The sequence below is a fragment of the Kitasatospora sp. NPDC092039 genome, assembly GCF_044756065.1.
In the GTDB taxonomy this organism is placed as follows: domain Bacteria; phylum Actinomycetota; class Actinomycetes; order Streptomycetales; family Streptomycetaceae; genus Kitasatospora.
The window spans coordinates 626734-652207 of the sequence record NZ_JBIVSD010000003.1; the positions used below are offsets into that span (position 1 = coordinate 626734).

Sequence of the window (25474 nt, forward strand, 5' to 3'; positions counted from 1 at the left end):
CGGGGCGGCCCTTGGAGGACACGATGCCTAACCCGACTCTGCCCGACCTGCCACCCGGTCTCGCGCAGCGACCGCGCGACCTGCGGCGAGGCCTTCCGATCCCTGTCGTCAACGAGCGCCCGGACGGCTGCCCGGACTTCGCTGTTCTCAACGGTGCGATGGCCCTGAAGATGGCCGGCCTGCACCGGTGCTCGCTCTGCGGGCGCCCGCTGGAAGGCCCGGCCGCGTTCCTCGGCGGCCCGGTGTCGGCGAAGAGCGGCCACTACTCCGACCCCCCGATGCACGAGGACTGCGCGGAGGCGGCGCTCACGCTGTGCCCGCACATCGCCCGGCCCCACGCCCGTCGAGCGAGCGAGCGGCGAATCTCGGACGACGCGACCGTGCCGGTCGGGTTCACGCTGGAGAGGCCCGAGGAATGGGTGATGGTCATCGCGTCCAGCTACCTCATGGGGGTCACGCTGGCCGAGGGAGGCGGCGTGGTCCCGCTGTTCGTTGTGGTTGGACGGCAGCGGCAGCGCCGATTCGTCTACGCCGACGGGGTGTTGGCCGAGCAGAGCTCCAACTGACGGCGCGACCTTAACGATGGGCCCGGCCTAGCGTCCCGGCACACCAACCACCCGACTGGGAGGAAACCGTGCCGATCACCAACCGGGGCGACCGTGGGCGGGAGGCGAGCCGATGAAGCTCGTTTCCCGCTCCGAGTGGGGCGCGGCCGCGCCCACCGGCTCCTTCACCCGCATCAGTTCCACGACGGGCGTCAAGGTCCACTACGAGGGCTCCGCCGTGCCGGCAGGCCTGCTGGGCGATCACGGCCGGTGCGCCGGCCACGTGCGCGACATCCAGCGAGCCCACATCAACGATCCGAACGAGGACTGGATCGACATCGCCTATTCGTTCATGGTGTGCCCGCACGGGTACGTGTTCGAGGGGCGCGGCCTCGGCCGCAGGAACGGGGCGAACGGCAACCCGACGCTGAACGGCGCGCACTACGCGGTCTGCGCGATGCTGGGCACTTCGGGAATCACCTCGCCGACCGACGCGATGCTCGACGGCCTGGTGGACGCCATCGAGTACTGCCGGGCGCAGGGCGGTGCTGGCGGAGAGGTCCGCGGGCACCGCGACGGCTACGCGACGAAGTGTCCGGGGGACGAGCTGTACTCCTGGGTGCAGCGCGGCGCCCCCCGGCCCGGCGGTGGTGGCGGAACGCCCGCGCCTGAGCCGTCGGGCGACAGCGCCGGCGTCTACACCGTGCAGCCGGGCGACACTCTGAGCGCGATCGCGGGTCGGTTCGAGACCAGCGTGGCGCAGCTCGCGGCGTTCAACGGCATCGCCAACCCGGATCTGATCCAGGTCGGGCAGCAGCTCCAGATCCCGGCCCCGCCGTTCCCGGGGCGCGAGCACTTCGTGCTGGGCGCGCACAGCCCGTACGCCCGTCAGCTGCAGAGCTGGCTCGAGGCGGGCGATTGGGGTCCGCCGTACCGGGTCGGGCCGAGCGAGGACATGGAGCAGCTGGACCTCGAGAAGGTCGCGGCCCTCCAGGAGCACTACGTCGGCGACCTCGGGCCGGCGGACGGGCTGACCGGGCCGTTGACGTGGCTGTATGCCTACCAGACGGCTCACGGACTGCGGGCCCGGTAGGGCGCAACTCGGTTGTGGGGCGGGCGCGTTGAGTGTCCGCCCCGAACCAAAAGTTACCGAGGTAGTCTTATTTGACTTAGGTCTCTTTTGTGCGAGGCTGGTCCTGCCAGCCGGGGACCGCGATCCCCCGGCCCGACGAAGGAGATAGCCCGATGACCGAAGCCACCCCCGCCGACTCCCCTGCCGAAGCCACCCCCGCCGAAACCGCCACCGCCGAGGATGGAGCCCGCCGCCCCCGCCGAGCGGTGACCCTGCGCCTCGACCTGCGGACCCTGGCGGCCCTGGGCCTGGCCGGAGCCGGATTCATCACCGGCACGCTGGTGATGAGCCGCCCGGCGGCCACCCCGGCACCCGGTGCCCAGCCCGCCCAGACCCCGGTCGTGCCGAGCCTGACGGCAGCTCCGGTGCAGCTGGGCACCGACGCCCCGACGCCCCCCGCCCCCCAGTCGACCCCGACCCTGCCCCTGACCCCGGCCTCTGCCGTGGCCCTGGTGAACGCCCCGGATGCCCCCGCTCCGACCGTCTCTGGCCTGAGCCCGGCCCCGGTCCCGCCGGTGCAGAACGGCGAGCGGAACGGCCCGACCTCGGCTCCCCTCCCGACCGTGACGGTCACCGTGACCCACATGCAGGCGGCCCCGACCGTCGTGGCGGCGCCGTCCCCGACCGGGGGCCCGGGTATGTGCGTCCCGCCCGCGTCCCCGACCGGGGAGGTCGGCCCGACTCCGGGGCCCGTTCCGACGGTGACCCCCACCCCGACCAGCGCGCCGGTCACCCCCGCCCGGCCGACCCCCAGCCGCTGACCCCGCGCCTGACCGGCCCCGCCTCGGCGGGGCCGGTCAGGCCGCCCCTTGAAAGGAAACCGCCATGCGCGGCACCGCATTGCTCGTCGGCTCCCTCCTTGCCGGACTGGTGCTCGGAAGCATCAGCGGCGCCTCCATGGCCCGCAGTGCCGAGGGCCCCGCCCCGGCTGCGACCGTCACCACCACCCAGCCCGCCGACCCTGGCTGCGCCATCCCGGCGGCCCCGGCCAAGCCCAGTGCGGGCCCGCCGCAGTCCTCCCCCGGCCCGTCTCCGGCTCCTGCGCCGCGCCCGGCGTAGGAGCCCCGCGAACGCCGGGCCGGGCGACGTGACCACAGACCGTTGCCCGGCCCGGAACCACCACCGAATCCACCGCAGGAGTAACCGTGACCGTCAACAAGCGCGTCCTGATCGACCGCATCGCGCCCACGCTCGGAGGCCGGCGACCCGCCGCCCGTGCCGTCGAGGCGATCCTCGACGTCATCGTGCGGGCTGTTGTCGACGGCGAGCAGGTGTCCGTCACCGGCTTCGGCACCTTCCAGGCCGTCGAGATCGGGAGCCGGACCGCCCGGAACCCGAAGACCGGCACCGTGGTGCAGGTGCCGGCGCGTCGAGTCCCCCGCTTCCGTCCCCACGCGCGTTTCCGCGACTTCGCCGACGGCCGTCGCGGCGTGCCGCAAGACGGCATCGCGATCCGCAAGGACCCGAAGGGTACCCACACCTCGACTCGCGGTGCGGCATGAGCGGCCTCGCGGCGCGGCTGGCGGCACTGTTCGCCCAGTTCCAGCCCGAGCCGCCCACCCCGTACGTGCTGCAGCGCGACATCGACGTCTCCGGCGTCTCCGGCACGGGCGTGGTCGCGGAGGGCTGTATCTTCTCGGCGGCCGCCGGCTCCACGGGGGCCACCCGCTGGCGCGGCGAGCGGGGATCGACCGTCGCCTGGGACCGCGCCTCCGACATCGAGTCGATCCACGGCCACGGCGGTGCGACCCGCGTTGTCTTGCTGCCTGTGCCCGCCATGCTCGCCGCGCTCGCCTCCATCGCCGAACTCGCGCCACAGCGAGGGAGTGACGAGTGGGGACGCGGCTGGAACGAGGCACTGCGCACGGTCCACGGCCTGGTCGAGCGAGCCATGGCACCTCACCTGCCCAACGGTCGGGAGTCGCAGCGCAACATAAAATCAGACTCCAGTATTTAAAGTGGACCTAAGTCTTCTTTCGTTGGAGGCTGGCCATACCAGCCGGGAGTGCGAAACCCGGCTCCGCGTGGAGGAGTTGAGATGACGGTCGTCAACCATGGAGCGGTCCTGAGGGGCCTTCGGCCGATGCTCGGGGGCACCATCTCCGGCCAGCGCCAGGTGCAGCGAATTGGGTCGGTGATCGCCATCGCTTCCCTCGAGCCGAGCCGGTTCTCCGACGAGTGGGAGGGGGTGCGCATCCGCATCGTCTGTCGGACGGGCGGCGAACTCGACAGTAACGTCTTCCTGTTCTCCGAGCACGGCGTCCTGCCGGCGGGGGGCAACGGGCGGATCACCGCCTCCAATGCGGCCGACGTTGAGGGGCTGGACCCCCTTCGCACCGTTCGGCTGGCCCGGGCGGTCGCGGAGTACGTCGGCGCCTTCCAGTAGTGGCTCGGTGGTGGGCCCGCCCGGTCGGGGCGGGCCCGCTGCGCTGCAGGGGGCAGGTAGAGATACTTAAGTCTGGTTTGTTGACTCAAGTCTATTCCTGGTGGAGGCTGGTACTGCCAGCCGGGGACCGCGAACCCCCGGCCCGACCCAGGAGAGACCGATGGCCTTCAGCAACGGGATCCACCCGCCCCTGACCGACGGGACGACCGTGGAATACCTCGGAGACGTGGAGCACCTGCACCACCGGATGCTCACCACCCGCCGAGGCACGAGCACCTGCGACACGTACACCGACGAGACCGGCGCGCAGCAGCACCTGTACGACCTGCTCGACGGCGACGAACTGGTGCTGAGCCACGTGCACCCGAAGGACCTCATGGACTGGACCCCGCCGACGGACGAGAACGGGCAGCCGCTCGACCCCTTCTCCCCGGACCGCGGCTAGCCCGAGTGGCCCGGTGGCAGGGCGTACCTGCCGCCGGGCCCCGTAGCCGGCCTTCCGACCGCCACCGGACCAGGAAGCAACCATGGAACCGATCAAGGTCATCTACCACGGCAGCAAGACCGAGCTTCACGGCCGGGTCTTCACGCTCACCACCAACGAAGACTGCGCCGGCCACCCCGGCGGGCCCTTCAACGACCTCGAGCCGTGCATCGTCCTCGTCACCTACGACGGCACGGGCCTCCAGCACGTCCGCCCGAGCAGCTTCACCGTCCTCGCCCCCGACGGCGACCCGCTCTACCGCGACGCCCAGGACGGCGACTGGACGTGGCTTCCCGGCCGCGGCAGTGTCCGTTTCGCCTACACCGAGCCTGGCCTCAGCCCTTGTACCGTGTGGGTTCACTACTACGGGTTCACGGGCCGCTGGACCATCCTGTCCGCGCTCGTGCGTCGCGATGAGTGGACCGCGAAGCGCTCCCGCTACAGCTCCCCGCACGACATCCTCACCTGGCGCATCCGCGTGGCCCTCGATGACCTCGCCGCCGACCGCAACCACGCCATCACCGACGCCTACGAACGCTGCGCCGACCGCCTCGAGCGGCGCATGCAGGCACTCGAACTCGGCACGCCCGCTCCACCGCCCGCCGGCCACTCTGCTGCAACCCGATGAGGGGACCCATGCGCGTCTTCACCAGCGCCACCTACCTAGACGACGGCCAGGCCATCACCCCAGTGAGCATCGCCCTCCTGCGCGAGGACGGCGCCTCCTACTACGCCATCGACAGCTCGATCGGGCGCGTCCGCTTCGACCCCACCCAGGTAGTCGGGCCGGGCCTGATCCACCTGCCCTGGTGCGACGGCCGCCTCGACCGCCGCGACCCGGACGTGCGCAGCCACGACCGGCTCGCCTGCGAACTCCAGTGGTTCCTCAAGGACACCCCCAGCCCCGAACTGTGGTCGTGGCGCGGGGACACCGACCACCTCGTCCTCGGGCGCATGTGCCGCCGCCTCGGCGCGCTGCCCCGCGACGTGCCGGACTGGGTCGGCAGCCTGCGCCAGGAGGCCCAACGCCTCGCTGTGCCCCTGCGGGACCTGCCCCGGTGGCCGCATTCCAGGGACCACCCGATGGAGAGCGCGCGCCACTTCCAGCGCATCGCTCGGTGTCTGGACGCCGCAGCCGCTGCCGACCCCCGCGAGCTGGACGCCGCACACCGGGGAGGTGACTGGTGAACCTCGCCAACCACACGACCTTGATCGGTAGTCTGCTGCGTGACCCGGAGTACTACCAGGCGCCCGGCGCGCCCGCCCGGGCGAAGTTCACCCTCCTGCAGCGCCCGCGGCTCGCCGAGGCCGGTCAGCCGCGCGACCCGCAGGCCAGGCAGCTGACCGTACGCTGCGTGGCCTGGCGGGACCTCGCGGACAAGACGGCAGCGACCCTTCGGGCGAACGACCGGGTCATCGTGGTCGGACAGCTCACCCAGCGCGTGCACCAGCCGCCCGGCGAGAGCCCCCGGCTGCTGGTCGAGCTGACCGTCGAGGCGATCGGCACTCTGTTGTAGAGCCCGTGCCCGCGCCCTGCCCCGCAGGACGCGGGCACACCGCGCTGTTCGCCAGCGCCCGCGGCCCCTGGTAGACATAGACGACCCCCGGCCCCAGCCGGACCGCAGCACGAAGGAGAGCACCGATGAGCGGCAAGGAGCCGGCCGCGACGCCGAAGCGCAGCAAGACGCGCCGCACCGCGGCGAGCCCCGGCGAACGACTCGCCGCCGCTGCCCAGGAGCTGAAAGCCGCGCTGGAAGCCGTCAAGGACGCTGGCCTGGAGCCGATGGACCTCCTCGAGCAGCTGCGTGAACCGCTCTCAGTGGTCGACGACTCCGCCACCACCATGCGCGAGATGCGCCTCGCAGGCGTCATCGCCGCCTACCCTGACCGGTCCGTGCCCGTGTACCAGATCTCCGACACCGCGGGCTTGACTTCAGCTCTCGTCACCCGTTACGCCAAGCAGGCCGGACTGGAACTGCGTAACCGCCGCGCGGGCAGCTAGCTAGCTGCCAGCCGTCTGACTCCGTAGCTTGGCGAGAAGGTCTCGACCGCCCTGCTGTGTCCGGGCGGCATCCCAGGCCTCCTCCTCCATCGCGGCGAGTTCGTCGTCGTCCATGTACTCCCACGGGGCGCGACTGGTGGTGGCGCCGAGGCGGTACTCGCCCTGCTCGTAGTCGTCCCTGTCTTCGTCCTCGGCGAGCTTGCCGACCTTCCGCAGGATTTCCTCCTTGCGCTCCCGCCGTTCCAGTACCTCGTCGAGGGCGCCGTCCAGGCACCCGTAGCCGGTGACGCGGGTGGGCGGCGCGGGACGGGTCCGGGACTCGACGGCGTCGCGCAGCGCCATCCACTGCCGTCGGCTGCGCACCGCGCTTCGACCAGGGCCCGCGGCGGCGTCGAAGGCGGTGAGGAGTGCGGCCAGCTGCTCCCGGGTCGGCAGGGCGCGCCCGGCGAGGACGAGGTGCAGGGTGCTCTTCGCCACCTGATGCCCGGCCGCTTCCGACAGGTCCTGGAGGGTCCTGAGCGTGGGCTGACCCGCCCGGGCCCGCATCTTCCTGAGCCCCAGCGCCAGCTTCTCCAGGGTCCGTCTGGGCTGGTACTTCTCGGCCGCCGGGGCCGGTTCGGAGGCCAGGAGAGCAGCCCGCCCGATGGCCGCCGCCCGCCAGAGGTCGCTGATTTTCTGCACGGCCTGGCGCTGGGCGTTGCTGTCCCCGGGGTCTGCGGCCGCGCGGGCGAACGCCTCGGCGGTGCTGAGCCGGGGTAGCCGGTGGCCGGCGGCGGCCTGGCTCAGGGTCGCGGCGCCCTTGGGGTTGCCGAGGGCCACAGTGCGTGCGGCGAGGTCGGCGTAGGTGAGCCCGCTGGCGTCCTTCATCCGGCGAAGGGCCAGGGCGAGCGCCCGCAAGCGCGGGCTGGTTCCCGCCGGAACGGGGTTGGTGCGGCGGCCCACGGTCAGCGTCCCCGGCCGTCGAGCTGGTTGCCGCCCGGGTGCCTGCGGGCGAGCAGCCCGGTTGAGGCGGCGGTCGTCACCACCGTCAGCGCATCCGGCACCGGGGTGCCGGTCAGCGCCAGGGTGGCGAGCACCAGGACCAGGACGACCAGGAGCACGGCCTCAGGGCCGGCCAGGTGGGCGTGGGGGAAGGGCGCGGCCGGACCGGGCAGGGACTTCATGCGGATCTCCTTCGGAGGGGGCGCCGGATCGGTCTGCGGCGGCCCGTGCGGCGGTGGGTCAACTCGGCTGCGCTGGCGTCCGGTTGCCCCTTGAGTGAACCTGCTTCGCGAGCCGATGCGCTACTCCGTTCGTGTCGGGCGCCGTGTCGACGTCAAGCGGTCGCGGAATGGGTTCTGCGTGGCGACCTGCTGGTTTCCGCGACTTTGATCTGTTTCTGTCCAGGCGTGTCCGGACCCGTTCGGCCCAGAGAGGCGCCGGCGGCGTAAGGGCTGGGGCGCCGGTTCGGCGCTTTCAGTCGACGCGGGAACTGCCTGAACTTCGTGCCTCGAAGGGTGTGCCCAAGGGCATCTGCCCGAGAATAGACTGAAGTCAAGAAAGCCGACGGAAGTCAGCTTCATTGCCCGCCCGGACCGCGAATCCGGGCAGACCTCACAGGAGACACCCATGCGCGACAGCGACGTCATCACCGGCCGGGCCGACCTCGGCGCTATCGACAACACCACGGGGGTGGCGGCCTTCTACTCCCACCGCCAGCCCGCCTGGCACGGCCTCGGCACCGTCACCGAGGAGGCCAAGACCAGCGAGGAGGTCCTGCACCTCGCCCAGCTGGACTGGGAGGTCGAGAAGCTCCCGATCCTGCCGATGAACAGGGGCAAGCTCGGCAAGCGCATCCCGAACCGCTTCGCCACCGTCCGCACCGACACCGGCGACTGGGTCGGCGGCCTGGTCGGCAACACGTGGACTCCCATCCAGAACCGCGACGCCTTCACCTTCCTGGACGAGCTGGTCGGCGGCGGCCACGTCACCTACGAGACCGCCGGTGCCCTCGACGGCGGCCGGGTCGTCTTCATGTCCACCAAGTCCCCGAGCATCACCCTGGACCCCGAGGGTGCGGCCGACCGCATCGACCTGTACACCCTGTTCGCCAACTCGCACGACGGCCGCTCCGCCGCCGTCGCCGTCGAGACCCCGGTCCGGGCGGTGTGCACCAACACCCTCGACCTCGCCGTCAACGAGGCCCAGCGGGTCTGGAAGGTCCGCCACACCGCGACCGCCCTTAGTGACCTGGAGGAGGCCCGGCGCACCCTCGGCTTCACCGAGCGCTACGCCGCCGCTCTGGAGGCCGAGGCCACCACCCTGTACCAGCAGGCGATGACCAACCAGGAGTTCGACAAGCTGATCAAGAGGCTGTTCGGGGCCCCCAGCAAGGACTCGCGCAAGCACATCGTCGCCGCCTTCGAGGAGCGCCGGGACCGGCTGCACCACCTGTTCGCCGAGGCCGACACCCAGGACAACATCCGGGGCACCCGCTGGGCCGCACTCCAGGCGGTCATCGAGTTCGAGGACTACTTCCGGACCGTCCGGTCCCCCGAGGACATCACCGAGCAGAAGCACCGCGCCAACCTCGCGATGACCACCCTGCTGCACGACCAGAAGAACCCGACCAAGGACGCGGCGAAGGCCCTGCTCCTCGCGGCGTGACCCGGCGGCCGGGGGCCTGCGGGCCCCCGGCCGACCGTTAGCCGCTCCACGTCACTCCGGTCGCGCCCCCGACGGCGCGACCCCGCCACCTGGAACGAGGAATCGCCATGTCCGACAACAGCCCCCACATCCTCGCGATGGCCGAGCTGGCCGACTTCACTGCTTGTGCGCTCGGCCGCGAACCGGCCGGCGAGATCGTCCTCGCCGAGTTCGGTGAGCCCCTGCGCCTGCTCTGCGCGGACATCCCCGAAGACCCGAACCGCGTGTCGTCCTTCGCCCGGGCCTTCATCGGCGACGTCGGCGAGTTGCCCGCCACCAGCGCAGGGCAGCGCAGCGTCGCTGTGCTCATCTACGCCCGCGCCGGCCACAGGATCGAGCACGTCGACCTGTACGCCGTTGTCTGGCACCACCTCGCCGTCGAGTGCGCGCGGCATGGCCTGACCGTCATCGAAAGCCAGTTCATCACCCCCACCCATTGGCGGCCCCTGCCCGCTCAGCTGTCCGCTGCCTTCAACCCCCGCGCTGCCATGCCGCCGACGGGCGACCGGCACGCCGCGGACGACGACGCGGAGGACACCGGGGGCGTGGTGGCCGAGATCCTGCGGGCCTTCGCACAGGAGCTGGAGGCCGGCCGCGAGGACACCAAGCAGAACCTCATGTCGCTGCTCGACGCCATGCTGACCGGCCGCCGCGACATCGAGGAGCTGACCGCCGCACAGGCGGCGCAGCTGCTCCTCGCGGCCCAGAATGAGGACTTCCTGAACATGGCCTCGGCCTACTGCGAACCCGCCGAGGTGAAGCGGGCAATGGAGATCTGGTCGCGCGTTGCGGCCCTGGGTGTCGGCCCGTACCGCCATCTGGCCGCCGCGCCGCTCACCCTGCTGGGTATCGCGCTACTGCTCGACGGGAATGCGCAGGCGGCCGGAGGTGCGTTCCTCTTCGCGCTGGATGCCAAGCCCGGGGGTGACCAGGCGCAGGCGCTGCTGGAGTTGGTGTCCCTGGATGAGCGCGACCAGCTGGCTGGCGTGCAGGGGATCGTCGCGGCGGAGCTGCGGGCAGCCCTGAGCCGGCGGCGCGAGCAGTAGTCGGAGGTCGTGGTGTTGCCTTGGGCGGCCGCCGCTGGCGCGGCCGCCCGGTCGCCCCCGCCCGGGCCGAGATCTTGAGCAGTTGGGGTGTGCCCAACAAGCCCGCCTGCAAATAGACTTCAGTCAAGAAAGGGGACGTAAGTCCTCTTAAGTTGCCGGTCCGGACCGCGAATCCGGACCACCCCTGATAGGAACCCATGACCGACAACCCGCTCCTGCTGAACGGCTCCGAGGCCCTGGTTCACCAGCTGCCGTTCCTCTTCGACTACCACCCCGAGAACAGTGTCGTTCTCATCGGCGTCACCCCTGCCGGTGAACTGCTCGGTTCCGTCCGAACCGACCTGCCCGCCGACCCTGCCCTCTGGCCGTACGTGGCTGAAGAGCTGATCACCTACCAGCGAGCCGATGCCGCGAGGTTCAAGTTCCCCACCCACCAGATCGTCGCCTACATCTGCCCCGACCCCGACGACCCCGACAACGGGCCGCAGTCCCGCCTCACCCACCAGCCGCTCGCCGACAGCATTCGCGACGCCTGCCGCCGCCAGGATCTGGTCCTTCGCGAAGCCCTCTACGTGACCCGGGCCCGCTACTGGTCGATGCTGAGGCCCGGCCCCGCCGACGGTCACGCCCTCCCCGAGCCGCCCGCAGGGCTCGACCCGGCGGGCCTGCCCCGCAGCAGCGACGTTCTGAAGTCCCTCGCCCCCGCCACCGGCGCACGCGCCGCCGCCATGACCGCGACCCTCGACGCCGTCCTGCGCACCATGCACGCCGACATCCTTTCCGGCGGACACCAGAGCGTCGTGGACGACGCGATCGATCTGATGACGACCACCATCGCCGAACTCGTTACCGGCGCCCGCCAGGCCGAGGACACCCCTGACGACCTCACGGCCCGGCTCCTGCTCGCCCTCCAGTACGAGGACGTGCGCAACATCGGGCTCCTGCACTGCGAGGACCACGAGCTGACGGCCGCGAACGAGCTGTGGCTCGCCCTCGCCCGCCACTGCCCTGCCGCGTACGCAGAGCAGGCCGCCGTGCCGCTGGCCCTCCACGCGTTCACGGCGTGGGCGCTCGGCGACGAGGCTAGGTCCCGCCTCGCCCTCCAGGCCGCCGACAGGTGCATCCCGGACCAGGAGCTGACCAACTTCCTCATCCACGAGCTCAACAGCGGCGCGAGCTTCACCTACCTGCGCGAGCACCTGCGCAAGCACCGCGTTGGCCGGAGCAGCCGCACCACGGGCTGAGCGACCCGTCCCGGCAGGGGCCGTACGCCGAGCGGCCCCTGCCCACCCCTACCGACCACGAGCGGAGAGATCCTCTTGGACATCAACATGGTGCCCACCTTCGACGTCCTCAGCCCCGCCCAGGCCATCGAAGCACTGCCCTACCTCCTGAGCTACCAGCCCGACGGTCCCGACGGCATGGTGTTCATCCTCGCCCACGACACCTTGCGCGACCGCCCGCTCTTCTGCCAGAAGTTCGACCTGCCCGGGGACAAGGGCAACCCCAACGAGGCCGCCCACCACATGATGCACAACACGCTGCACCGCATGGAGGAGTTCGCGACCGGCCCGACCAACGTCCTGCTGTACCTGTGCGCGAGCCGGCAGGACGCGAGGGATGGCCACGCCGCGATGACCCGGCACCGGGCGCTGGCGGACGCGCTCCTGCTGTCCGCCGAGGCCCACGGCATCGACACCCTCGCCGCCATGTTCGTCACCCCCACCCACTGGTGGGCATACCACCACGCCAACCCCAACTACCGGCACGAGGGCATGCCCGTGGACGGCCCGGACAACCCGGGCGTGGTCACCATGAACGCCCGCGCCGTCGGCATCCCCACACCGCCCAGCGAAGCGGAGATTGTCGCCGCCTTCGAACCCGTCACGGGGAAGGAAGCGGAGATTCAGCGCGCCGCGATCCAGCGCGCCGTCGCCGATCGGGCCGCCCGGGTGCAGGCCAGCAGCTTCGACGCCGAGACCGAACGGCTCACGGTGATCCTCGACAGGCTGCTGCTCGGCGGGGGAGACGGCACCCCCCTGGAGAGCCTCACCCCGGGCCAGACGGCCGAGCTGATCGTCGGACTACGGCACCGGCCCCTGCGGGACGTCGCGATCGGATACATCGAACCGGCCGAGCTTCCGCGCGCCCGGGAGCTGTGGGCGCTGCTGGCCCGCCGGTGCGCCAGCGCCACCACAACGCTCGTCGCTGCACCCCTGGCCCTCGCCGCGTTCACCGCCGCCGTCGCGGGAGACGTCCCGGCCGCGCTCATCGCCCTTCAACGGGCGCACACCGCCGACCCGCGCTACCTTCTGGTCCGGCTCCTGATGGAGGCGATCGCGTTGACGGGCTCCGTGGACGACATCGCCGACGGGATCCGCCAGGAACGCGCCGATCGCCTTCGCGGCCACGACAGTTGACCACCCGACCGGGGTGGGCGCGCCACGCCCACCCCGGCTCCGACCCGCACAGCACTTCAGGCCAAGAGCAGGGGGACACCGTGAACCAGGGCCGACCGCAGCCCGAGCCCGATGACGACCCGACGCCGGCCGTCGCCGACCCCGCCACCGGGGAGGTGCGGGTCGTCGCCCGCCTGTGCGACACGTGCATCTACCGGCCGGGCAACCTGATGCACCTCGCGCCCGGCCGCGTACGGCAACTCGCTGCCGAGGCCCTCGCCGCCGACGGACACATCGTCTGCCACTCGACCCTGCCCGCACTCGCCCCGCCCGGGACCAAGGGTGCGATCTGCCGCGGCTTCGCCAACGCCCATGGCAACGCCATCTTCGCGCTGCGCGTGGGTGCCGCCTTCGGCCGCATCGTCGAGGTGCCGCCGCCGCACAAGCAGGCGTGAACGGGAGCGGCAACTTCTGCCGCCCCGGGTGCACTTGGTGTCTGGGGCGCAGGGCTGTGCAGTGACAATGAGGCGCTGGGCGGGACGAGGGTGGAACAGATCAAGGCCGCCGCCGGTGATCTACCCGAAAGCCCGCGCTCACCGGCACTCGCCGCAGAGGGTGGCCTCGGGAGCCCGATCTCCCAAGAGCGAGTACAGGCAAGCCCACTACTCGATACCGTGGCGTTCCGTAGCGGAACGGATACTGAAGCCGGGGGCCAATGTGAAGGCCAGCAGCATCACGTTCGGGAAGTTCATCGCGCTGCGCCGTACGGCGAAGGGCTGGACACAACTGCGCCTGGCCCACGAGCTGAATCGCAGCGAGGACTGGATGTCCCAAGTCGAACGCGACATCCAAGGGGTCAAGGACCTCGTGCTGCTGCGGCGGCTCGCCGAGGTGCTGGACGCCGACCTCGGCGAGCTGATGGCCGCACCGCAGCCTGCTGCCGATCGGCCGAGATCGCGCGCCCGGAAGTCCGCCTCGGCTACGCTGACGAACACCCGCGCTGTCGAGGAGGACGATGTGCGACGCCGCCCGTTCCTGACCATGGCGGCTGCCGCCCTCGTCGCCCCCGCCGCGGCCCCCCAGGCCGCCCGCGCCGAGGAAGGTGGCTCACTGGCTGGGCTGGAGGACCTGCTCCTCTACGGGACGGACCGGGTGCCGGCCTCGCGTCGTGAGCCGACCCGGCAGTCGGTCACCGCGTCGGTGGAGACGTCGCGTCAGGAGTTCCGATCGGCCCAGTACGCGGCGCTCGCCCGGTCCCTGCCCGGTCGCATCGCCGCCGCCGAGGTGGTCGGAACAGCGGAGGAGCGCGCCCGCAACGTCGCCCAGCTGTACAACCTCGCCACCAGGTTGTGCATCAAGATCGGTACCAACAACCACGTCGCCGTGACCTCCGACCGAGCGCTGATCGCTGCCCGCCTGTCCGGCGACCCGCTGGTCGTCGCCGAGGCGCAGCGCATGGTCTCCAGCTCCTGGCGCCGCCAGGGGAGCCTGGCCCGCGCGACCGACATCGTGGTGGTCGCCGCTGAAGACCTGCTCACCGCGTCCCTGCCGCAGGCGGCACGCCTGGCCACGCGGGCCGAGCTGTACGCCACCGCTGCCTACACCGCGGCGAAGCTGGGCGACCGTGCCTACGCGCAGGCTCTGATCCAGGAGGCCGCCGACAGCGCGGCCGCAGCCAGCCGCGCATCCGGGCAGACGGACGGCGTGCGCGGTGTAGCCCTGCACGAGGTGTCCGTGCACTACGAGCTCGGCGATGCCGGCCGCGCGATCGAACTGGCCCGCACGATCAACCCGGCCGAGCTGCCGACCGCCGAGCGGCAGGCCAGGTTCTGGACGGACGTTGCCCGCGCCTTTGCCCAGTGGGGCAAGCCAGGACCGTGCTACCAGGCCCTGCTCGCCGCCGAGGAAGCGGCCCCGCAAGAGGTCCGGCGCGGAGCCGTGCGCGACCTTGCCACCGACCTGCTGCGGCATGATCGCAAGCTCCCGGGCGTGCGCGACCTGGCGGTGCGCGCGGGCGTCCGACCCGTCTGACCGCAGCCGTACTACGGCCCGTAGCCCGACTACGGATCCGGCCTTTCGCCCGGCGGTTCACTGGGGAACGTCCACCCCTCCCCCCCCCCCGCTGCCGGAGGCCTTCCCATGCCAACGCCCAGCACCTCCCCGCCGCCCGCCAACCGGCGGCACGCCGCCCCGGACCGCGACCGGCTCGGCGCCTTCCTCACCGCCTCCTGGGCAGCCCTTCACCTGCCCGTACTCGCCCTGCTCGGCCTGGCGGTCCACAACCAGCCCGCCGAGGCCAGTCCCCGGATGGCAGTGACCGTGCCCGACCTGCCTGCCTCCTGAGGCGCCGTGACGGCCCCGCCCCCTCTCTTCCACTCGCTCGCCCGAGAGGAGATCCAGCCATGCACCGGCTGACCGACGCGCCCGCGCTGCACACCGAGCTGGAGCGCATCGACTACCGCACCACCCCCGCGTACTACTTCGACACCGAACACGTCACCGACCCGGTCGTGCTGGAGTTGCTGAACTGCTGCCCGACCGTCTTCGGCATCAAGAAGGCCATCACCGACCTGCTGGCCGGCAACCTGGACATCCCGCTGCCGGAAGCGACCGGGACCATCGAGCGCGGCGCCACCGTCCGAGGCCACGTGATCGTTGCCCCGGGGGCCGTCATCGCCGAAGGCGCTGTCGTCACCGGCCCGGTCCTGGTTTGCCCCGGTGCGCGGGTCGAGGCCGGCGCCCGGGTACGCGACAACACCGTCATCGGCCCCGGCTGCCGCATCGGCTTCGGAGCCGAGGTCACCCGAAGCCTGCTGACCGGCGGCGTCTTCATGAAGCACACCTCGTTCGTCGGCGACTCCGTGCTCGGCCGCGGCGTCAACATCGGCGCCTTCGTGTCGACCACCGGCCTGCGAGTCACCTCCGGACCGGTCACCGAACCCGCCACCGAAGAGGTCTGCGCCCACCTCGACGGCCGCCGCATCGCCACCGGCCAGACCAAGTTCGGCGCTGTGATCGGCGACGGCGTGATCGTCCCTGCCGGCACCGTCCTCCAGCCCGCCACTCTCATCGGCGCGCACACCCTGTTCTACCCGAAGACCCAGGTCGGGGGCTTCTTCCCGGCCGGAAGCCAGGGAAGGTGACCATGCCCACCACCGATACCACCCCGACGGCCGACCAGCGGGCCGTACGGATCACCGGAGGCCGCCGCCTGGCCGGCACCGTCCCCGTGCAGGGCAGCAAGAACGTCGCCCTGCACCTGTACGCCGCCGCGATCCTCGCCGACGAACCGCTGGCGCTCCTCGGGGCCCCCGAGATCCTCGACACCGGCGTGGTCGCCGAGATCCTGCACCGCACCGGAACCCCCGCCACCGCCACCAACGGCGACTTCCGCACTCGCCCGGCCGACTCCTATGTCCCCGCCATCCCGGACGACCTCGGACGGCGCGTCCGCACCACCGCAGTGATGGGCGGCGCCCTTCTGGCCCGCGCCGGCAAGGTCACCTTCCCCACCCCCGGCGGGGACGCCTTCTGTGTGCGCCACATCGACCGGCACCTGGCCGCGATGGAAGCCGCCGGGGCCGAGGTCGAGGTGAACCGGGGCCGGGTACGGGCCCGGTTCACCGGCAAGCGGCTGCCGTTCGTCACCGACGCCGAGACCCGCTCGTGGGGGCCGAGCCTGGGCGCGACGGTCACCGCGATGCTGCTGGCCGCCCGTACCCCGGGCACCTCCGCGATCCTCAATCCCAGCGTCGAGCCCGAGGTCACCCACACCGCTGCCCTGCTCTCGCAGGCCGGCGTCGGCATCGAGTGGTGCGGCCGGACGGCCCTGAACGTCACCGGCACCGACCGCATCCGGGGCGGGGTGTTCACCGTGCCGCCGGACCGGCTGGAGGCCGCCACCCTCGCGCTGGCCGCCGCCATTACCGGCGGCACCGTCCACCTGGACGGCTTCCCGCCGGCCGCGTTTCCGGACGGGCTGGTGTCGGTGTTCGCCGACGCCGGTATCCAGCTCGACCCGCTGGACGGCGGCACCGCCGTCAGGGCCCCGGCCGGCCCGAGGCCGGTGCAGATGGCCACCGGCCCGCACCCGGGCTTCCCGACCGACGTGCAGCCGCAGCTGACCGCCTTCCTCACCCAGGCCGAGGGCACCTCCCGCATCGACGAGCGGATCTACACCCAGCGCGACACCCACCTGCCCGCCCTGGCTGCGTTCGGCGCCGCCGTCAACGCGACCGGCCCAGTGATCACCGTCCGGGGCCGGTCCGCTCTCACCGGCGCCGACGTGGCCGGGGAGGACATCCGGGCGGTGACCGCTCTTGTGATCGCCGCCCTGGCCGCCGAGGGCACCTCTACGATCCGAGGGATGTACCACCTGCGGCGCGGATACGGCAACCTGCTGCCGAAGTTGGCCGCGCTCGGTGCCCACCTGACGACCACCCAGGAGTAGCCGTGACCACCACCGTGCCGTGGACCCCGAACGCGCTCGCCGACCTGCGCGAGTGCCTGGACCTGATGACCGCAGACGGCACCGTGCCCGGCGGCGTCATCGCCCACGGCATGGTCGGCGGTGCGCTCGGCTACCTGGCCTCCGGCGTCGTCGCCCCCGAATGCGGCGACGCCCGGCCGGGGCCGGACACGGTGTACGACGTGGCCTCGCTGACCAAGGTGCTGGCCACCTGGCCGTTGATCGGCACCTCCCTCATGGACGGCTTCACCCTGGACACCCCGATCCGCGAACTGCTGACCGGCATCCCCTCCGAGGCGCCTGGCGGCCAGGTCACGGTCGGCCAGGTCCTGGCGCACACCTCCGGCCTGCGGGCCGACACCCGCCTCGACCGGTACCGAGGCCGCACCGAGCCGCTGGCCGAGCTGATCTGCGGAGAGCCGCTGATCGCCGCCCCCGGAGCCGGTCACCGCTACATCAACCGCGGCTTCATCCTGCTGGGCCTGGCCCTGGCCCACTACCGGTGCCGGCGCCTGGACGAGCTGGCGGCCGAGCTCTGGCAGCACCTCGGCATGACAAGCACGACCTACGGACCCGTCGCCCGCTCTCCCAGGGTCGCCCCGACCGAGCAGCGGTTGACCGGCGGGCCCCGGCTGTGGGGGGTGCCGCACGACGACAACGCCGCACTGCTCGGCGGGGTCGCCGGCCACGCCGGGGTGTTCACCACCCCGGCCGACCTCGCCACCTTCGCCACCCACCTGCTGTCCTCGCACGCCACCGGCGGGCCCCTGGGCCGCTGGCTCGCCCACAGCATGCAGCCGCAGGCCGAGATCGAGCCCGGCCTCGACCGGGGCCTGGCCTGGATCCTCGCCGACGACGGCCGGGTCGCCTACCACCACGGCTTCACCGGGACCAGCCTCTACCTCGCCCCGGCCACCGGCCGCTACCTGGCCATTTGCACCAACGCCGTCTACCACCACCAGGACAACCGCGCCCGTCTCGCCCCGCTTCGGGCCCTCGCCCTCAAGGCGATCACCGACGAACCCTAGGAGGCCCCTGTGCCCCGTCCCACGCTCGCGGCCCTGACCACCCTGCGGCTCGGCGGCCCGGCCAGCGACGTCCTGCAGGTCGCCGACCCCGACGACTGGTTCGAAGTGGTCCGTACGATCGGCGACCGGAAGGAAGAGGCACCCCTGACCCTCGGCCACGGCAGCAACGTCATCGCCTCCGACACCGGCCACGAGGGCACCGTCGCCGTGATGAACACCCGGGGCATCACGGTGAAGCGGGTGGACGACGACACGGTGGCCGCGACCGTCCAGGCCGGCCACCCGCTCGCCGACCTCGTCCAGTGGGCCGCCGCAGAGCAGCTGGCCGGGGTCGAGTGCCTGGCCGGTATACCCGGCACTGTCGGCGCGGCCCCCGTCCAGAACGCCGGAGCGTACGGCCAGCAGGTCTCCGACACCCTCGACCACCTCACCGCCTGGGACTGGGACATGGGCCGACTGCGGACCCTGCCCGCCCAGGCGTGTCGCCTCCGCCACCGCGACAGCCGCTTCAAGAACGACCCCGGCCGCTGGACCATCCTCACCGCGACGTTCCACCTCACCCGGTCACCGGCCGCCCCCATCACGTACCAGCCGCTCGCCGACGAACTCGGCGTCCACGTCGGGGCCCGCCCGCCCGTCGCCGAGGTGGCCGCCGCCGTCCTCGCCAACCGTGACCGCCGCGGGCTCCTCCTCGATCCCCACGGACCCGACGCCCGGCAGGCCGGATCGGTCTTCCTCAACCCGCCCGTCACCGCCGCCCAGGCCGCCCGCTGGTCGGCTGCCGGCTGCCCGGTTCATACCGACAGCGACGGGCAGCTGCGGGCCAGCGCAGGCTGGCTACTCGAACTCATCGGCTGCCATCCCGGCCACCGGATCGCCGACGGAATCCGCTGCTCGGACCGGCGCACCCTGACCATCACCGCCCACGACGGAGCGACCGCAACGGGCTTCGCCCACACCCTCGCCGCCCTGGCCGCACGCGTTGACGTCGCCACCGGGATCCGTCTGCGTCTCGAACCCGTCCGCGTCGGCCAGTGGCCCGCGTGAACCGAACCACGGCGGATCAGGCCCAGTACGGCGACCCAACAAGCCTGCTCACTGCTGGAGTTGGTGTGCCCATCACGTAGGCGGTTGGAGAGGTTGGGGGTGGTGGGGCTGCAGAGCACCCCACCACCCCCAACCCGTCGCAGGGCCGCCCTGCTCGACCGAAGGCCGCCATGACCACACCACCGCCCCCGAAACCCGCCACCCCCGAAGCCCTCACCGCCGCCCGAGACCGCCACCGCGAAGCCGCCGCCGACACCAACCTCGGCACCACCGCCCGCCGCTACCACCAGCACGCCGCCTGCGGCTTCGACTGGGCACTCCAAGCCCTCGACACCCGGATGGCCAACCACCACCTCGGCTACGCCTACGCCTACGCCGAGCAGGCCGCCCACCACGCCCCCGCCACGACCCGCTGGACCCTCGTCCTGCCCGGCCCGTTCTGCGCCTGGCTGACCGAGAACGAACTGCTGCCCCACGACTTCACCGGCGATGAACCCACAGACCGGCTGCTGCTCGCCTACCGCGCCGGCACCGTGCACCGCATCGACCCCTCCAGCTGGAGCCTGACGATCCCGGCCCACGACTCCATGGCGATGCACGAGATCACCCGCCTCGCCGAGCGGTTCGTCCAGCACAACTCGGACGACAACCCCCGCACACCTACCCAGGTCCGCGCCGCAATCGCACTCACCGAACGGCTCGAAACCCTCGCCGACGGCATGCTGCACGCGACCATCTGACCCCCGGCCGGGCCGCGCACCGGCCCGGCCACAACCTCGCCCAGGACCACCATGCCGAACCACCGACCGATCCTCGCGCCAACCGGGCCCGCCCCCTACCGGCGTGCCGACCCGGCCCGCGCCTTCCAGGACGCGCTGCTCCGCGAAGCCGAAGCCGAGGCAGCTCTCGCCGCCACCGCCCTCGAACTCCTCGCCGCCCACGTCCGCACCCCGGCCCCCGAGACCGCTGCCATCGAGCTCAGGGCCACCCTCGTCTCCGACCGCATCCACGCCCTGTGGGCAAACCCCCGCGACCACCGGTACCCGACCCCACCGCTGCTCTGGCGGCGCACCCCCGCACTGTCCTCCGAACCGACCTGGCTGAAGAAGGCGGAACGACTGCTGCCCGCCGTGCTCCTCGGGGCGCGCCTTCCCCTGATCGAGCTGGCCGGCCACCACTACACTCGCCGCCTGCTCAACCTGCCAGCCCCGGACGTGGCCTCCGCCCTCGCCTCCCGCATCCGCCGGGCCTTCCCCCACGCGACCGCGCTCCTGCTCAGCCTCGACACACGGCCGCGCGCCATCACCGTCCAGGTGACGGACATCGTCGGCCCCGACGGCACCTCCCTGCACGCCATCCCCGACGAACACGACTGGGCGGCTCAGCCCACCCAGACGTGGTGGCGGCTCAACAAGGGACCCGTTGTCCGAGCGGTCCGCCACCTGTGGGCCCACCCCGACCACCGGGCCCGCCACTTCCAGGAGCAGGGCCACCACTCCCTGATGTGGAACCAGGGCCTACAGGCGCTCGTTCTACCCCCCACCCCGGCCCTGGTCGGCCCCATGGACTCCTGACGCCCTGGCGGGCCCGTAGAAGCCCTCTACAGGCCCGCCAAGGCGGAGAACTCCGTAGGGTGCGAGAGGTTCCTTCAGAGCCCTACCGGCAGTTCAGCAAGGAGGCGTCCGTGCCCAACAAGCGCGAGGTCAACCACATCGTCCGCACCGCGTGGAGCACAGACCAGGTTGCCGACCGCGGCCTGGGAGCTCTACGTCAGACGGTGCTCGAGGATCTGATCCGCAGCGCACATTGCAGCCTTAACGGCACCGGGGACGTCCGCATCACCATCGAGACCGACGAGTGGGGCACCGTGGGGCGGGGACACGCGCGGTGCAGCGACCCGCTGTGCGTCGACCTGGTTGCCGCGCACCGCAGGGGGCCCTCCGATGAGCCGAAGCCTCCCATGCGGTGAAGGACCCCTGGACCACCGCACCGAGGACTTCAACCCGCCCGCCAGACCGGGAGCCGTCCGGCACCGGCCCGCACACCAGGACAACCGCAAGGGGAAGACACATGCTCAAAGCCGCCATGCTGACCGACGACGAGGCCGTAGCCGTCCTCTCCGCCGCACACACCTTCGGGCCCGCCGACGAGGTGCTGGCCCAGCTCGCCATCACCGCCGGCCTACGGCTGCAAGAAATCGCCGACCTCGACGCCAACGACATCACGGTTGAGCACGAAACCGGCCCCCTCGACAACCAGGGCGCCGAACCGGATCACGGCCTCGCCCGCCCACACGACCAGAACAGCCCGAAGTACCTCGTTCGAATCGGCTTCGGCAAGGCCCCGCGGACCATCCCCGTTGCTCAGCCCGCCAGCCGAGCCCTCCACACCTGGAGGGCCGTCCGCCCCAACCGCACCCCGCTGCTCCCCGCCGCATCGACCCCGGATCAGGTCACCGGCCGGTGGAAGCACCTGCTCCTGAAGGCCGGCGTGAACCGCACCGGGGAAGAAGAGAGCGTCCTCGGAGCGGGCCGCCACCGACTCCTCAAGTACCTGCTCGGCCTGGAGGAGCAGGGCGTACTGCCCTACGGCTGCGCTGGGGCGTACCTCGGTCTGCCCGGCGCCGATCTCGGCACGCTGCCGCCGCGGTGGGGCGACGACGTGATCCATGCCATCGAGGACCAGCCCCGCGGTGCCAGTACCGCCGTGCGGGCCGAGGAGCGGTAGGCGAGAGCTGAGGAACGACGTCTGTATCCGCCGAACCAGGCCAGGGTGTGACAGCAGGATGAGGCGACTACGGCACCCGCAACACCTCGGAGGCAGGGCACCGTCCAACACGCCTGGCCAGTGCCCGGCCGGGTTGGACCGCGGTGATAATGCCGTTGCCCTTGGGCTTCGGCAGCGTTGTATCCGGCATGACGAGAAGCACCGCCTTCACCGTGCTCAGCCTGACCGCAGCGGTAGTCGCTGCCGGGATGGGCGCCGCTAATCCGGCCGCCGCTGGTGGCCTCGGGGCCTTCCTCTCCCCCGCCTTCGCCACCGACTGCGCCAACGCCCACGATGCCGCACGCAGCAAGGGAGGGACGACCAACGGCAGTGGAACCGCCGGAGGGCTTCTTGCCGCACTCCCTGTCCATACTCCGCTCAACCACTGCGGCGGAGCTGACCTTCCGATGCCAGGCAGATCACACCTCCTGGCAGAGCTTGTTGACGGGCTCAAAGGGCCCATTGTCATTCCAAGCTCCCCAGCCGAATAGGCATCGCCCTCGCCGCCCGATGCTTCGGGGGACCGGCCGCCCCGTACGACCGGATGGGACGGCCCAACGCTGTCCGGCGAAGTAGAGGGTGGCGAGTGCACGCATCCAGAAGGTGGCCCGGTGCGGGGCACGATCAGGTAGCTTAGTTCCTGGGGTCGCCGAGGGGGATGAAATCCTAGCCCCTCGTGTTGGAAGATCCGAAGCTGTCGAGTTTCCGGTCCGGCATCGTTCCTGGGCACCGCCAGTGGGCGTGGTTCGTCCGCCCTGTCAGGTGGCCGACGCGGGGACGGTGCGGGGATAGAGCGGGGATGAAGCGGGGACGGAACCGCCCGATTCGAGGGCGGACCGGAGTAGACTGGTGTGGACGGCAGATGAGCCGCAACACTGTGTGACCTGCGGAAACGTGGACGAACGTGGACGCGGACCTAGCTAGGGGTACTACCTCAACTCAAGAGCTGGCGGACTTTTATTCCGTAGGTTCAGGGTTCGAGCCCCTGGTGGCCCACCGCACCGAGGCCGGATCAGGCGATCTCTGATCCGGCCTCCGTCGTTCCCCGGCGCGGGTGTCCCGCCGCCGCCCGGGGTCGCGCACCGCGACCGCCGCCTCCACCACGACCGCCACCGCCACGGCTACCGCCGCCGCCCGGTCCGAGGCAGGCCGCCGGTGCTCCGGGCGCTCAACTCCGGTGCCCGCGACGGCGTCCGGGTACGGTGTCCGGTGGTGGAGCGGCCCCGGGCCGGCCGCGGACGGTTCGGGCACCGCCGTCGGCCCTGACGCCCGCGGTGCCCCACGGGTCGTGCCGGTGGCCGGATTCCGACGTCGGCGAGGCGCCGGCGAAGTGGCATGGGTCACGTCGTAATCGGGTGTTTTCGACTGTTCTGCGGGGGTGTTGCCCGCCGGTCGGCGGGGTTGTCCGAGGGCCGAGGGTCGGTGATCGTGTCGGGCCTAAATATGATCGGAAGCCACGATCGTCGGTTAGTGGTGACGGTCGTATGTGCAACCTGGGAACGGTCCGGACCGTCTCTCTGTGTGCGGTGCGCCGGATCGTCAGGGGCGTCGCTTCCGTCGGTGAAAGGTACGCGCATGTCAGGTCGGAGGGGCGAGAGCCCGGCTCGGGGTGAAGGCGTGCCCGCGACGGAAGACACCGCGGGCTCCGTGCCCGCCCCGCGCGCCGGCGGCCGGGCCGAGGCCCGCCGCGCCGCCCAGGGCAGGGGCGGCCGCGGCGGTGGCGGAACGACGGACGCGGCGGCGGGAACGACGGGCGGCCGGGCCGCGGCGCGCAAGAGCGCCAAGCCCAAGAAGAACGTGAAGAAGATCGTCGCCTGGTCGACGGCGGGCGTGCTGGTGGTCATCGCCGGTGTCGGCGGTGCGATCTACCTCAAGCTGAACGGCAACATCAAGTCCTTCGACGCCGATGCGATAGCCCGCAACCGCCCCCCGGAGGCGAAGGCCGACGCGGACGGCAACAAGCCGGTCAACATCCTGCTGATCGGTTCGGACAGCCGCGGCAAGAACAACGCCGACCTCGGCGGCGGCGAGGACGGCGGCGCCCGCTCGGACACCACGATCCTGCTGCACGTCTACGCCGACCACAAGCACGCCGTGGGGATCTCGATCCCGCGCAACGCCAAGGTCGAGCTGCCGTCCTGCAAGCTGCCCAACGGCAAGTGGACCAGGGGCGGCAACACCGACCTGTTCAACTCCGCCTTCTCGCTGGGGGGCAGTGACGACGGCAACCCGGCCTGCACCCAGAACACGGTGGAGAAGCTCACCGGCATCCGCGTCGACCACACCCTCGTCATCGACTTCAACGGCTTCGCCGCGATGACCTCGGCCGTCCGCGGCGTGGACATCTGCCTGCCGAAGCCGATCTACGAGGGGGACATCAACCCGAACCTGAAGAAGAAGGGCGACCTCGTCCTGCCGCAGGGCAAGCAGACCGTGGAGGGCCAGAAGGCGCTCGACTACGTCCGGCTGCGGCACGGCATCGGCGACGGCTCCGACATCGGCCGGATGAAGCGCCAGCAGGCGTTCCTCGGCTCGCTCGCCAGCAAGATCAAGAAGGACGGGATGAACCCCACCACCCTTCTGCCGCTGGCCGACGCTGCCACCAAGTCCCTGGTCGTCGACCCCGGCCTGGACTCCGCCGACAAGCTGCTCTCCTTCGGCCTGTCGCTGAAGAACATCGACATGCACGACCTCAAGTTCGTGACGGTGCCCTGGCGTTACCGCACCCAGGACCAGGACCTCGACATCGTCCAGGCGGACGCCAAGAAGCTCTGGGACACCCTCAAGGCCGACCAGACCATCGACGGCCAGAACGCCACCGGCCAGCAGCCGGACGCCCCGGCCGACACCACCAGCGCGGCCCCGCCGCCGCCCGCGCAGCCCACCACGCCGGCCGCCCCGGCAGCGGACACCGCCAACTCGTCGATCAGGGTGGCGGTCTACAACGGCACGGCCTTCAACGGCCTGGCCGGCAAGGCGACCGAGCAGCTGAAGGCCGCCAAGTTCGTCGCCAGCACGGCGGGCCAGGCGGCGAGCACCAAGTACAAGACGACCACGATCGAGTACGGCTCCGGGCAGAAGGCGAACGCCGAGAAGGTGGCCGCGCTGTTCCCGGGCGCCAGCCTGGAGCCCAGCGGCGCTCGGGGCATCTCGGTGATCACCGGCCAGGACTTCGCGGCCGCGATGGGGATGGCGGCCACCGCCCCCGCCGCCGGCGCGCCGTCCGCTGCCACCCCGGCCGTCCCGGCGCCCCCGCAGCCGCTGCCGACCACCATCACCAACGAGGCCCGTTCCGCCGACGACGACATCTGCGCGAACACCAGCTACGGCAGCGGCGGCTGACCCCGCCCGCCGCGGGACGCGGGACCACCCGAGCACCGGGACGACCCCTGGGCCGGCGCCCTCCGGGGCGCGCGGGCCCGGGGGTCGTGCCATGGTGGGCCCGTGGCCCCCGGCGGGGCCGCGCGGTCACCGAAAGGCGGACCC

Annotated in this window: 30 protein-coding genes and 1 tRNA gene; 29 read left to right on the forward strand and 2 right to left on the reverse strand. The window is 71.7% G+C overall.

Translation table 11 applies throughout. The features are described 5' to 3' along the window. Nucleotides 1-23 precede the first annotated feature (23 nt). The 12 genes from ACIQI7_RS09190 (at nucleotide 24) to ACIQI7_RS09245 (ending at nucleotide 6549) form a co-directional block, all read left to right on the forward strand. The gene (locus ACIQI7_RS09190) at nucleotides 24-566 is read left to right on the forward strand and encodes a hypothetical protein (protein WP_401106705.1); all 543 of its coding nucleotides are present in this window, start codon (nucleotides 24-26) and stop codon (nucleotides 564-566) included. A 112-nt stretch (nucleotides 567-678) separates the two neighbouring features. After that, nucleotides 679-1638: a LysM peptidoglycan-binding domain-containing protein gene (locus ACIQI7_RS09195; protein WP_401106706.1), complete on the forward strand. Its 960-nt coding sequence runs from the start codon at nucleotides 679-681 to the stop codon at nucleotides 1636-1638. Between the two features lie 152 nt (nucleotides 1639-1790). Beyond that, nucleotides 1791-2438, forward strand: coding sequence for a hypothetical protein (locus tag ACIQI7_RS09200; RefSeq protein ID WP_401106709.1), 648 nt, complete (start codon nucleotides 1791-1793; stop codon nucleotides 2436-2438). A 64-nt stretch (nucleotides 2439-2502) separates the two neighbouring features. Continuing rightward, nucleotides 2503-2736 carry a hypothetical protein gene (locus ACIQI7_RS09205; RefSeq protein WP_401106712.1) on the forward strand — a complete coding sequence of 78 codons (234 nt, stop codon included), beginning with the start codon at nucleotides 2503-2505 and terminating at the stop codon, nucleotides 2734-2736. A gap of 86 nt (nucleotides 2737-2822) precedes the next feature. Then, nucleotides 2823-3179 carry an HU family DNA-binding protein gene (locus tag ACIQI7_RS09210; protein WP_401106715.1) on the forward strand — a complete coding sequence of 119 codons (357 nt, stop codon included), beginning with the start codon at nucleotides 2823-2825 and terminating at the stop codon, nucleotides 3177-3179. Next, nucleotides 3176-3634, forward strand: a complete 459-nt coding sequence (locus tag ACIQI7_RS09215) for a hypothetical protein (RefSeq protein WP_401106717.1) — start codon at nucleotides 3176-3178, stop codon at nucleotides 3632-3634. Before ACIQI7_RS09210 ends, ACIQI7_RS09215 begins: the two co-directional genes overlap by 4 nt. An 81-nt stretch (nucleotides 3635-3715) precedes the next feature. After that, entirely contained in the window at nucleotides 3716-4063 is a 348-nt protein-coding gene (locus ACIQI7_RS09220; protein WP_401106719.1) for a hypothetical protein, read from the forward strand. Nucleotides 4064-4223: 160 nt separating this feature from the next. Beyond that, the gene (locus ACIQI7_RS09225) at nucleotides 4224-4508 is read left to right on the forward strand and encodes a hypothetical protein (protein ID WP_401106721.1); all 285 of its coding nucleotides are present in this window, start codon (nucleotides 4224-4226) and stop codon (nucleotides 4506-4508) included. An 82-nt stretch (nucleotides 4509-4590) separates the two neighbouring features. Then, complete coding sequence (locus tag ACIQI7_RS09230) at nucleotides 4591-5175, forward strand: hypothetical protein (protein WP_401106724.1); 585 nt, start codon at nucleotides 4591-4593, stop codon at nucleotides 5173-5175. Between the two features lie 8 nt (nucleotides 5176-5183). Next, on the forward strand, nucleotides 5184-5735 hold the full coding sequence (locus ACIQI7_RS09235) for a hypothetical protein (protein ID WP_401106727.1): 552 nt from the start codon (nucleotides 5184-5186) through the stop codon (nucleotides 5733-5735). Continuing rightward, nucleotides 5732-6064, forward strand: coding sequence for a single-stranded DNA-binding protein (locus tag ACIQI7_RS09240; protein WP_401106730.1), 333 nt, complete (start codon nucleotides 5732-5734; stop codon nucleotides 6062-6064). Before ACIQI7_RS09235 ends, ACIQI7_RS09240 begins: the two co-directional genes overlap by 4 nt. A gap of 125 nt (nucleotides 6065-6189) precedes the next feature. After that, nucleotides 6190-6549, forward strand: a complete 360-nt coding sequence (locus ACIQI7_RS09245; protein ID WP_401106733.1) for a hypothetical protein — start codon at nucleotides 6190-6192, stop codon at nucleotides 6547-6549. Here ACIQI7_RS09245 and ACIQI7_RS09250 read toward each other — a convergent pair whose 3' ends face one another. Both ACIQI7_RS09250 and ACIQI7_RS09255 read right to left on the reverse strand, forming a co-directional pair. Further along, on the reverse strand, nucleotides 6550-7416 hold the full coding sequence (locus tag ACIQI7_RS09250) for a hypothetical protein (protein WP_401106736.1): 867 nt from the start codon (nucleotides 7414-7416) through the stop codon (nucleotides 6550-6552). 77 nt (nucleotides 7417-7493) lie between these two features. Further along, on the reverse strand, nucleotides 7494-7712 hold the full coding sequence (locus ACIQI7_RS09255) for a hypothetical protein (protein WP_401106739.1): 219 nt from the start codon (nucleotides 7710-7712) through the stop codon (nucleotides 7494-7496). A 445-nt stretch (nucleotides 7713-8157) separates the two neighbouring features. On the opposite strand from ACIQI7_RS09255, the gene ACIQI7_RS09260 reads away from it, so the two are divergent. The 17 genes from ACIQI7_RS09260 to ACIQI7_RS09340 all read left to right on the forward strand — a co-directional run bounded on the left by ACIQI7_RS09260 (nucleotide 8158) and on the right by ACIQI7_RS09340 (nucleotide 25330). Then, nucleotides 8158-9195 carry a DUF932 domain-containing protein gene (locus ACIQI7_RS09260; protein ID WP_401106741.1) on the forward strand — a complete coding sequence of 346 codons (1038 nt, stop codon included), beginning with the start codon at nucleotides 8158-8160 and terminating at the stop codon, nucleotides 9193-9195. A 107-nt stretch (nucleotides 9196-9302) separates the two neighbouring features. Continuing rightward, the gene (locus ACIQI7_RS09265; RefSeq protein ID WP_401106744.1) at nucleotides 9303-10280 is read left to right on the forward strand and encodes a DUF4192 family protein; all 978 of its coding nucleotides are present in this window, start codon (nucleotides 9303-9305) and stop codon (nucleotides 10278-10280) included. A gap of 197 nt (nucleotides 10281-10477) precedes the next feature. Beyond that, nucleotides 10478-11524: a DUF4192 domain-containing protein gene (locus ACIQI7_RS09270; protein WP_401106747.1), complete on the forward strand. Its 1047-nt coding sequence runs from the start codon at nucleotides 10478-10480 to the stop codon at nucleotides 11522-11524. A 75-nt stretch (nucleotides 11525-11599) separates the two neighbouring features. Further along, nucleotides 11600-12700, forward strand: a complete 1101-nt coding sequence (locus ACIQI7_RS09275) for a DUF4192 family protein (protein WP_401106750.1) — start codon at nucleotides 11600-11602, stop codon at nucleotides 12698-12700. An 80-nt stretch (nucleotides 12701-12780) separates the two neighbouring features. Further along, nucleotides 12781-13134, forward strand: a complete 354-nt coding sequence (locus ACIQI7_RS09280) for a hypothetical protein (protein ID WP_401106753.1) — start codon at nucleotides 12781-12783, stop codon at nucleotides 13132-13134. Nucleotides 13135-13396: 262 nt separating this feature from the next. Then, nucleotides 13397-14710, forward strand: a complete 1314-nt coding sequence (locus ACIQI7_RS09285; RefSeq protein WP_401106755.1) for a helix-turn-helix domain-containing protein — start codon at nucleotides 13397-13399, stop codon at nucleotides 14708-14710. A 108-nt stretch (nucleotides 14711-14818) separates the two neighbouring features. After that, nucleotides 14819-15022 (forward strand): hypothetical protein, encoded by a 204-nt coding sequence (locus ACIQI7_RS09290; protein WP_401106758.1) that lies wholly within the window; start codon nucleotides 14819-14821, stop codon nucleotides 15020-15022. A gap of 59 nt (nucleotides 15023-15081) precedes the next feature. Then, complete coding sequence (locus ACIQI7_RS09295; RefSeq protein WP_401106761.1) at nucleotides 15082-15822, forward strand: hypothetical protein; 741 nt, start codon at nucleotides 15082-15084, stop codon at nucleotides 15820-15822. A gap of 2 nt (nucleotides 15823-15824) precedes the next feature. Further along, complete coding sequence (locus tag ACIQI7_RS09300; RefSeq protein WP_401106763.1) at nucleotides 15825-17129, forward strand: UDP-N-acetylglucosamine 1-carboxyvinyltransferase; 1305 nt, start codon at nucleotides 15825-15827, stop codon at nucleotides 17127-17129. A gap of 2 nt (nucleotides 17130-17131) precedes the next feature. Then, nucleotides 17132-18175, forward strand: a complete 1044-nt coding sequence (locus ACIQI7_RS09305; protein ID WP_401106765.1) for a serine hydrolase domain-containing protein — start codon at nucleotides 17132-17134, stop codon at nucleotides 18173-18175. A gap of 9 nt (nucleotides 18176-18184) precedes the next feature. Beyond that, on the forward strand, nucleotides 18185-19222 hold the full coding sequence (locus ACIQI7_RS09310; protein WP_401106767.1) for a UDP-N-acetylmuramate dehydrogenase: 1038 nt from the start codon (nucleotides 18185-18187) through the stop codon (nucleotides 19220-19222). A 170-nt stretch (nucleotides 19223-19392) separates the two neighbouring features. Further along, nucleotides 19393-19962 carry a hypothetical protein gene (locus tag ACIQI7_RS09315; protein WP_401106769.1) on the forward strand — a complete coding sequence of 190 codons (570 nt, stop codon included), beginning with the start codon at nucleotides 19393-19395 and terminating at the stop codon, nucleotides 19960-19962. Between the two features lie 51 nt (nucleotides 19963-20013). Next, nucleotides 20014-20796, forward strand: coding sequence for a hypothetical protein (locus ACIQI7_RS09320; protein WP_401106771.1), 783 nt, complete (start codon nucleotides 20014-20016; stop codon nucleotides 20794-20796). 110 nt (nucleotides 20797-20906) lie between these two features. Continuing rightward, complete coding sequence (locus ACIQI7_RS09325; RefSeq protein ID WP_401106774.1) at nucleotides 20907-21191, forward strand: hypothetical protein; 285 nt, start codon at nucleotides 20907-20909, stop codon at nucleotides 21189-21191. A 101-nt stretch (nucleotides 21192-21292) separates the two neighbouring features. Then, complete coding sequence (locus ACIQI7_RS09330) at nucleotides 21293-21949, forward strand: hypothetical protein (RefSeq protein ID WP_401106776.1); 657 nt, start codon at nucleotides 21293-21295, stop codon at nucleotides 21947-21949. Between the two features lie 962 nt (nucleotides 21950-22911). Beyond that, nucleotides 22912-22984, forward strand: a tRNA-Lys gene (locus ACIQI7_RS09335). A gap of 621 nt (nucleotides 22985-23605) precedes the next feature. Then, complete coding sequence (locus tag ACIQI7_RS09340) at nucleotides 23606-25330, forward strand: LCP family protein (protein WP_401106778.1); 1725 nt, start codon at nucleotides 23606-23608, stop codon at nucleotides 25328-25330. The last annotated feature ends 144 nt before the right edge of the window (nucleotides 25331-25474 follow it).

What these genes read in the sequence shown, in the direction of transcription:
- ACIQI7_RS09190 (WP_401106705.1), top strand. Translation starts at nt 24, where the DNA reads ATGCCTAACCCGACTCTGCCCGACCTGCCACCCGGTCTCGCGCAGCGA.
- ACIQI7_RS09195 (WP_401106706.1), top strand. Translation starts at nt 679, where the DNA reads ATGAAGCTCGTTTCCCGCTCCGAGTGGGGCGCGGCCGCGCCCACCGGC.
- ACIQI7_RS09200 (WP_401106709.1), top strand. Translation starts at nt 1,791, where the DNA reads ATGACCGAAGCCACCCCCGCCGACTCCCCTGCCGAAGCCACCCCCGCC.
- ACIQI7_RS09205 (WP_401106712.1), top strand. Translation starts at nt 2,503, where the DNA reads ATGCGCGGCACCGCATTGCTCGTCGGCTCCCTCCTTGCCGGACTGGTG.
- ACIQI7_RS09215 (WP_401106717.1), top strand. Translation starts at nt 3,176, where the DNA reads ATGAGCGGCCTCGCGGCGCGGCTGGCGGCACTGTTCGCCCAGTTCCAG.
- ACIQI7_RS09220 (WP_401106719.1), top strand. Translation starts at nt 3,716, where the DNA reads ATGACGGTCGTCAACCATGGAGCGGTCCTGAGGGGCCTTCGGCCGATG.
- ACIQI7_RS09225 (WP_401106721.1), top strand. Translation starts at nt 4,224, where the DNA reads ATGGCCTTCAGCAACGGGATCCACCCGCCCCTGACCGACGGGACGACC.
- ACIQI7_RS09230 (WP_401106724.1), top strand. Translation starts at nt 4,591, where the DNA reads ATGGAACCGATCAAGGTCATCTACCACGGCAGCAAGACCGAGCTTCAC.
- ACIQI7_RS09235 (WP_401106727.1), top strand. Translation starts at nt 5,184, where the DNA reads ATGCGCGTCTTCACCAGCGCCACCTACCTAGACGACGGCCAGGCCATC.
- ACIQI7_RS09245 (WP_401106733.1), top strand. Translation starts at nt 6,190, where the DNA reads ATGAGCGGCAAGGAGCCGGCCGCGACGCCGAAGCGCAGCAAGACGCGC.
- ACIQI7_RS09250 (WP_401106736.1), bottom strand. Translation starts at nt 7,416, where the DNA reads ATGAAGGACGCCAGCGGGCTCACCTACGCCGACCTCGCCGCACGCACT.
- ACIQI7_RS09255 (WP_401106739.1), bottom strand. Translation starts at nt 7,712, where the DNA reads ATGAAGTCCCTGCCCGGTCCGGCCGCGCCCTTCCCCCACGCCCACCTG.
- ACIQI7_RS09260 (WP_401106741.1), top strand. Translation starts at nt 8,158, where the DNA reads ATGCGCGACAGCGACGTCATCACCGGCCGGGCCGACCTCGGCGCTATC.
- ACIQI7_RS09265 (WP_401106744.1), top strand. Translation starts at nt 9,303, where the DNA reads ATGTCCGACAACAGCCCCCACATCCTCGCGATGGCCGAGCTGGCCGAC.
- ACIQI7_RS09270 (WP_401106747.1), top strand. Translation starts at nt 10,478, where the DNA reads ATGACCGACAACCCGCTCCTGCTGAACGGCTCCGAGGCCCTGGTTCAC.
- ACIQI7_RS09290 (WP_401106758.1), top strand. Translation starts at nt 14,819, where the DNA reads ATGCCAACGCCCAGCACCTCCCCGCCGCCCGCCAACCGGCGGCACGCC.
- ACIQI7_RS09295 (WP_401106761.1), top strand. Translation starts at nt 15,082, where the DNA reads ATGCACCGGCTGACCGACGCGCCCGCGCTGCACACCGAGCTGGAGCGC.
- ACIQI7_RS09300 (WP_401106763.1), top strand. Translation starts at nt 15,825, where the DNA reads ATGCCCACCACCGATACCACCCCGACGGCCGACCAGCGGGCCGTACGG.
- ACIQI7_RS09315 (WP_401106769.1), top strand. Translation starts at nt 19,393, where the DNA reads ATGACCACACCACCGCCCCCGAAACCCGCCACCCCCGAAGCCCTCACC.
- ACIQI7_RS09320 (WP_401106771.1), top strand. Translation starts at nt 20,014, where the DNA reads ATGCCGAACCACCGACCGATCCTCGCGCCAACCGGGCCCGCCCCCTAC.
- ACIQI7_RS09330 (WP_401106776.1), top strand. Translation starts at nt 21,293, where the DNA reads ATGCTCAAAGCCGCCATGCTGACCGACGACGAGGCCGTAGCCGTCCTC.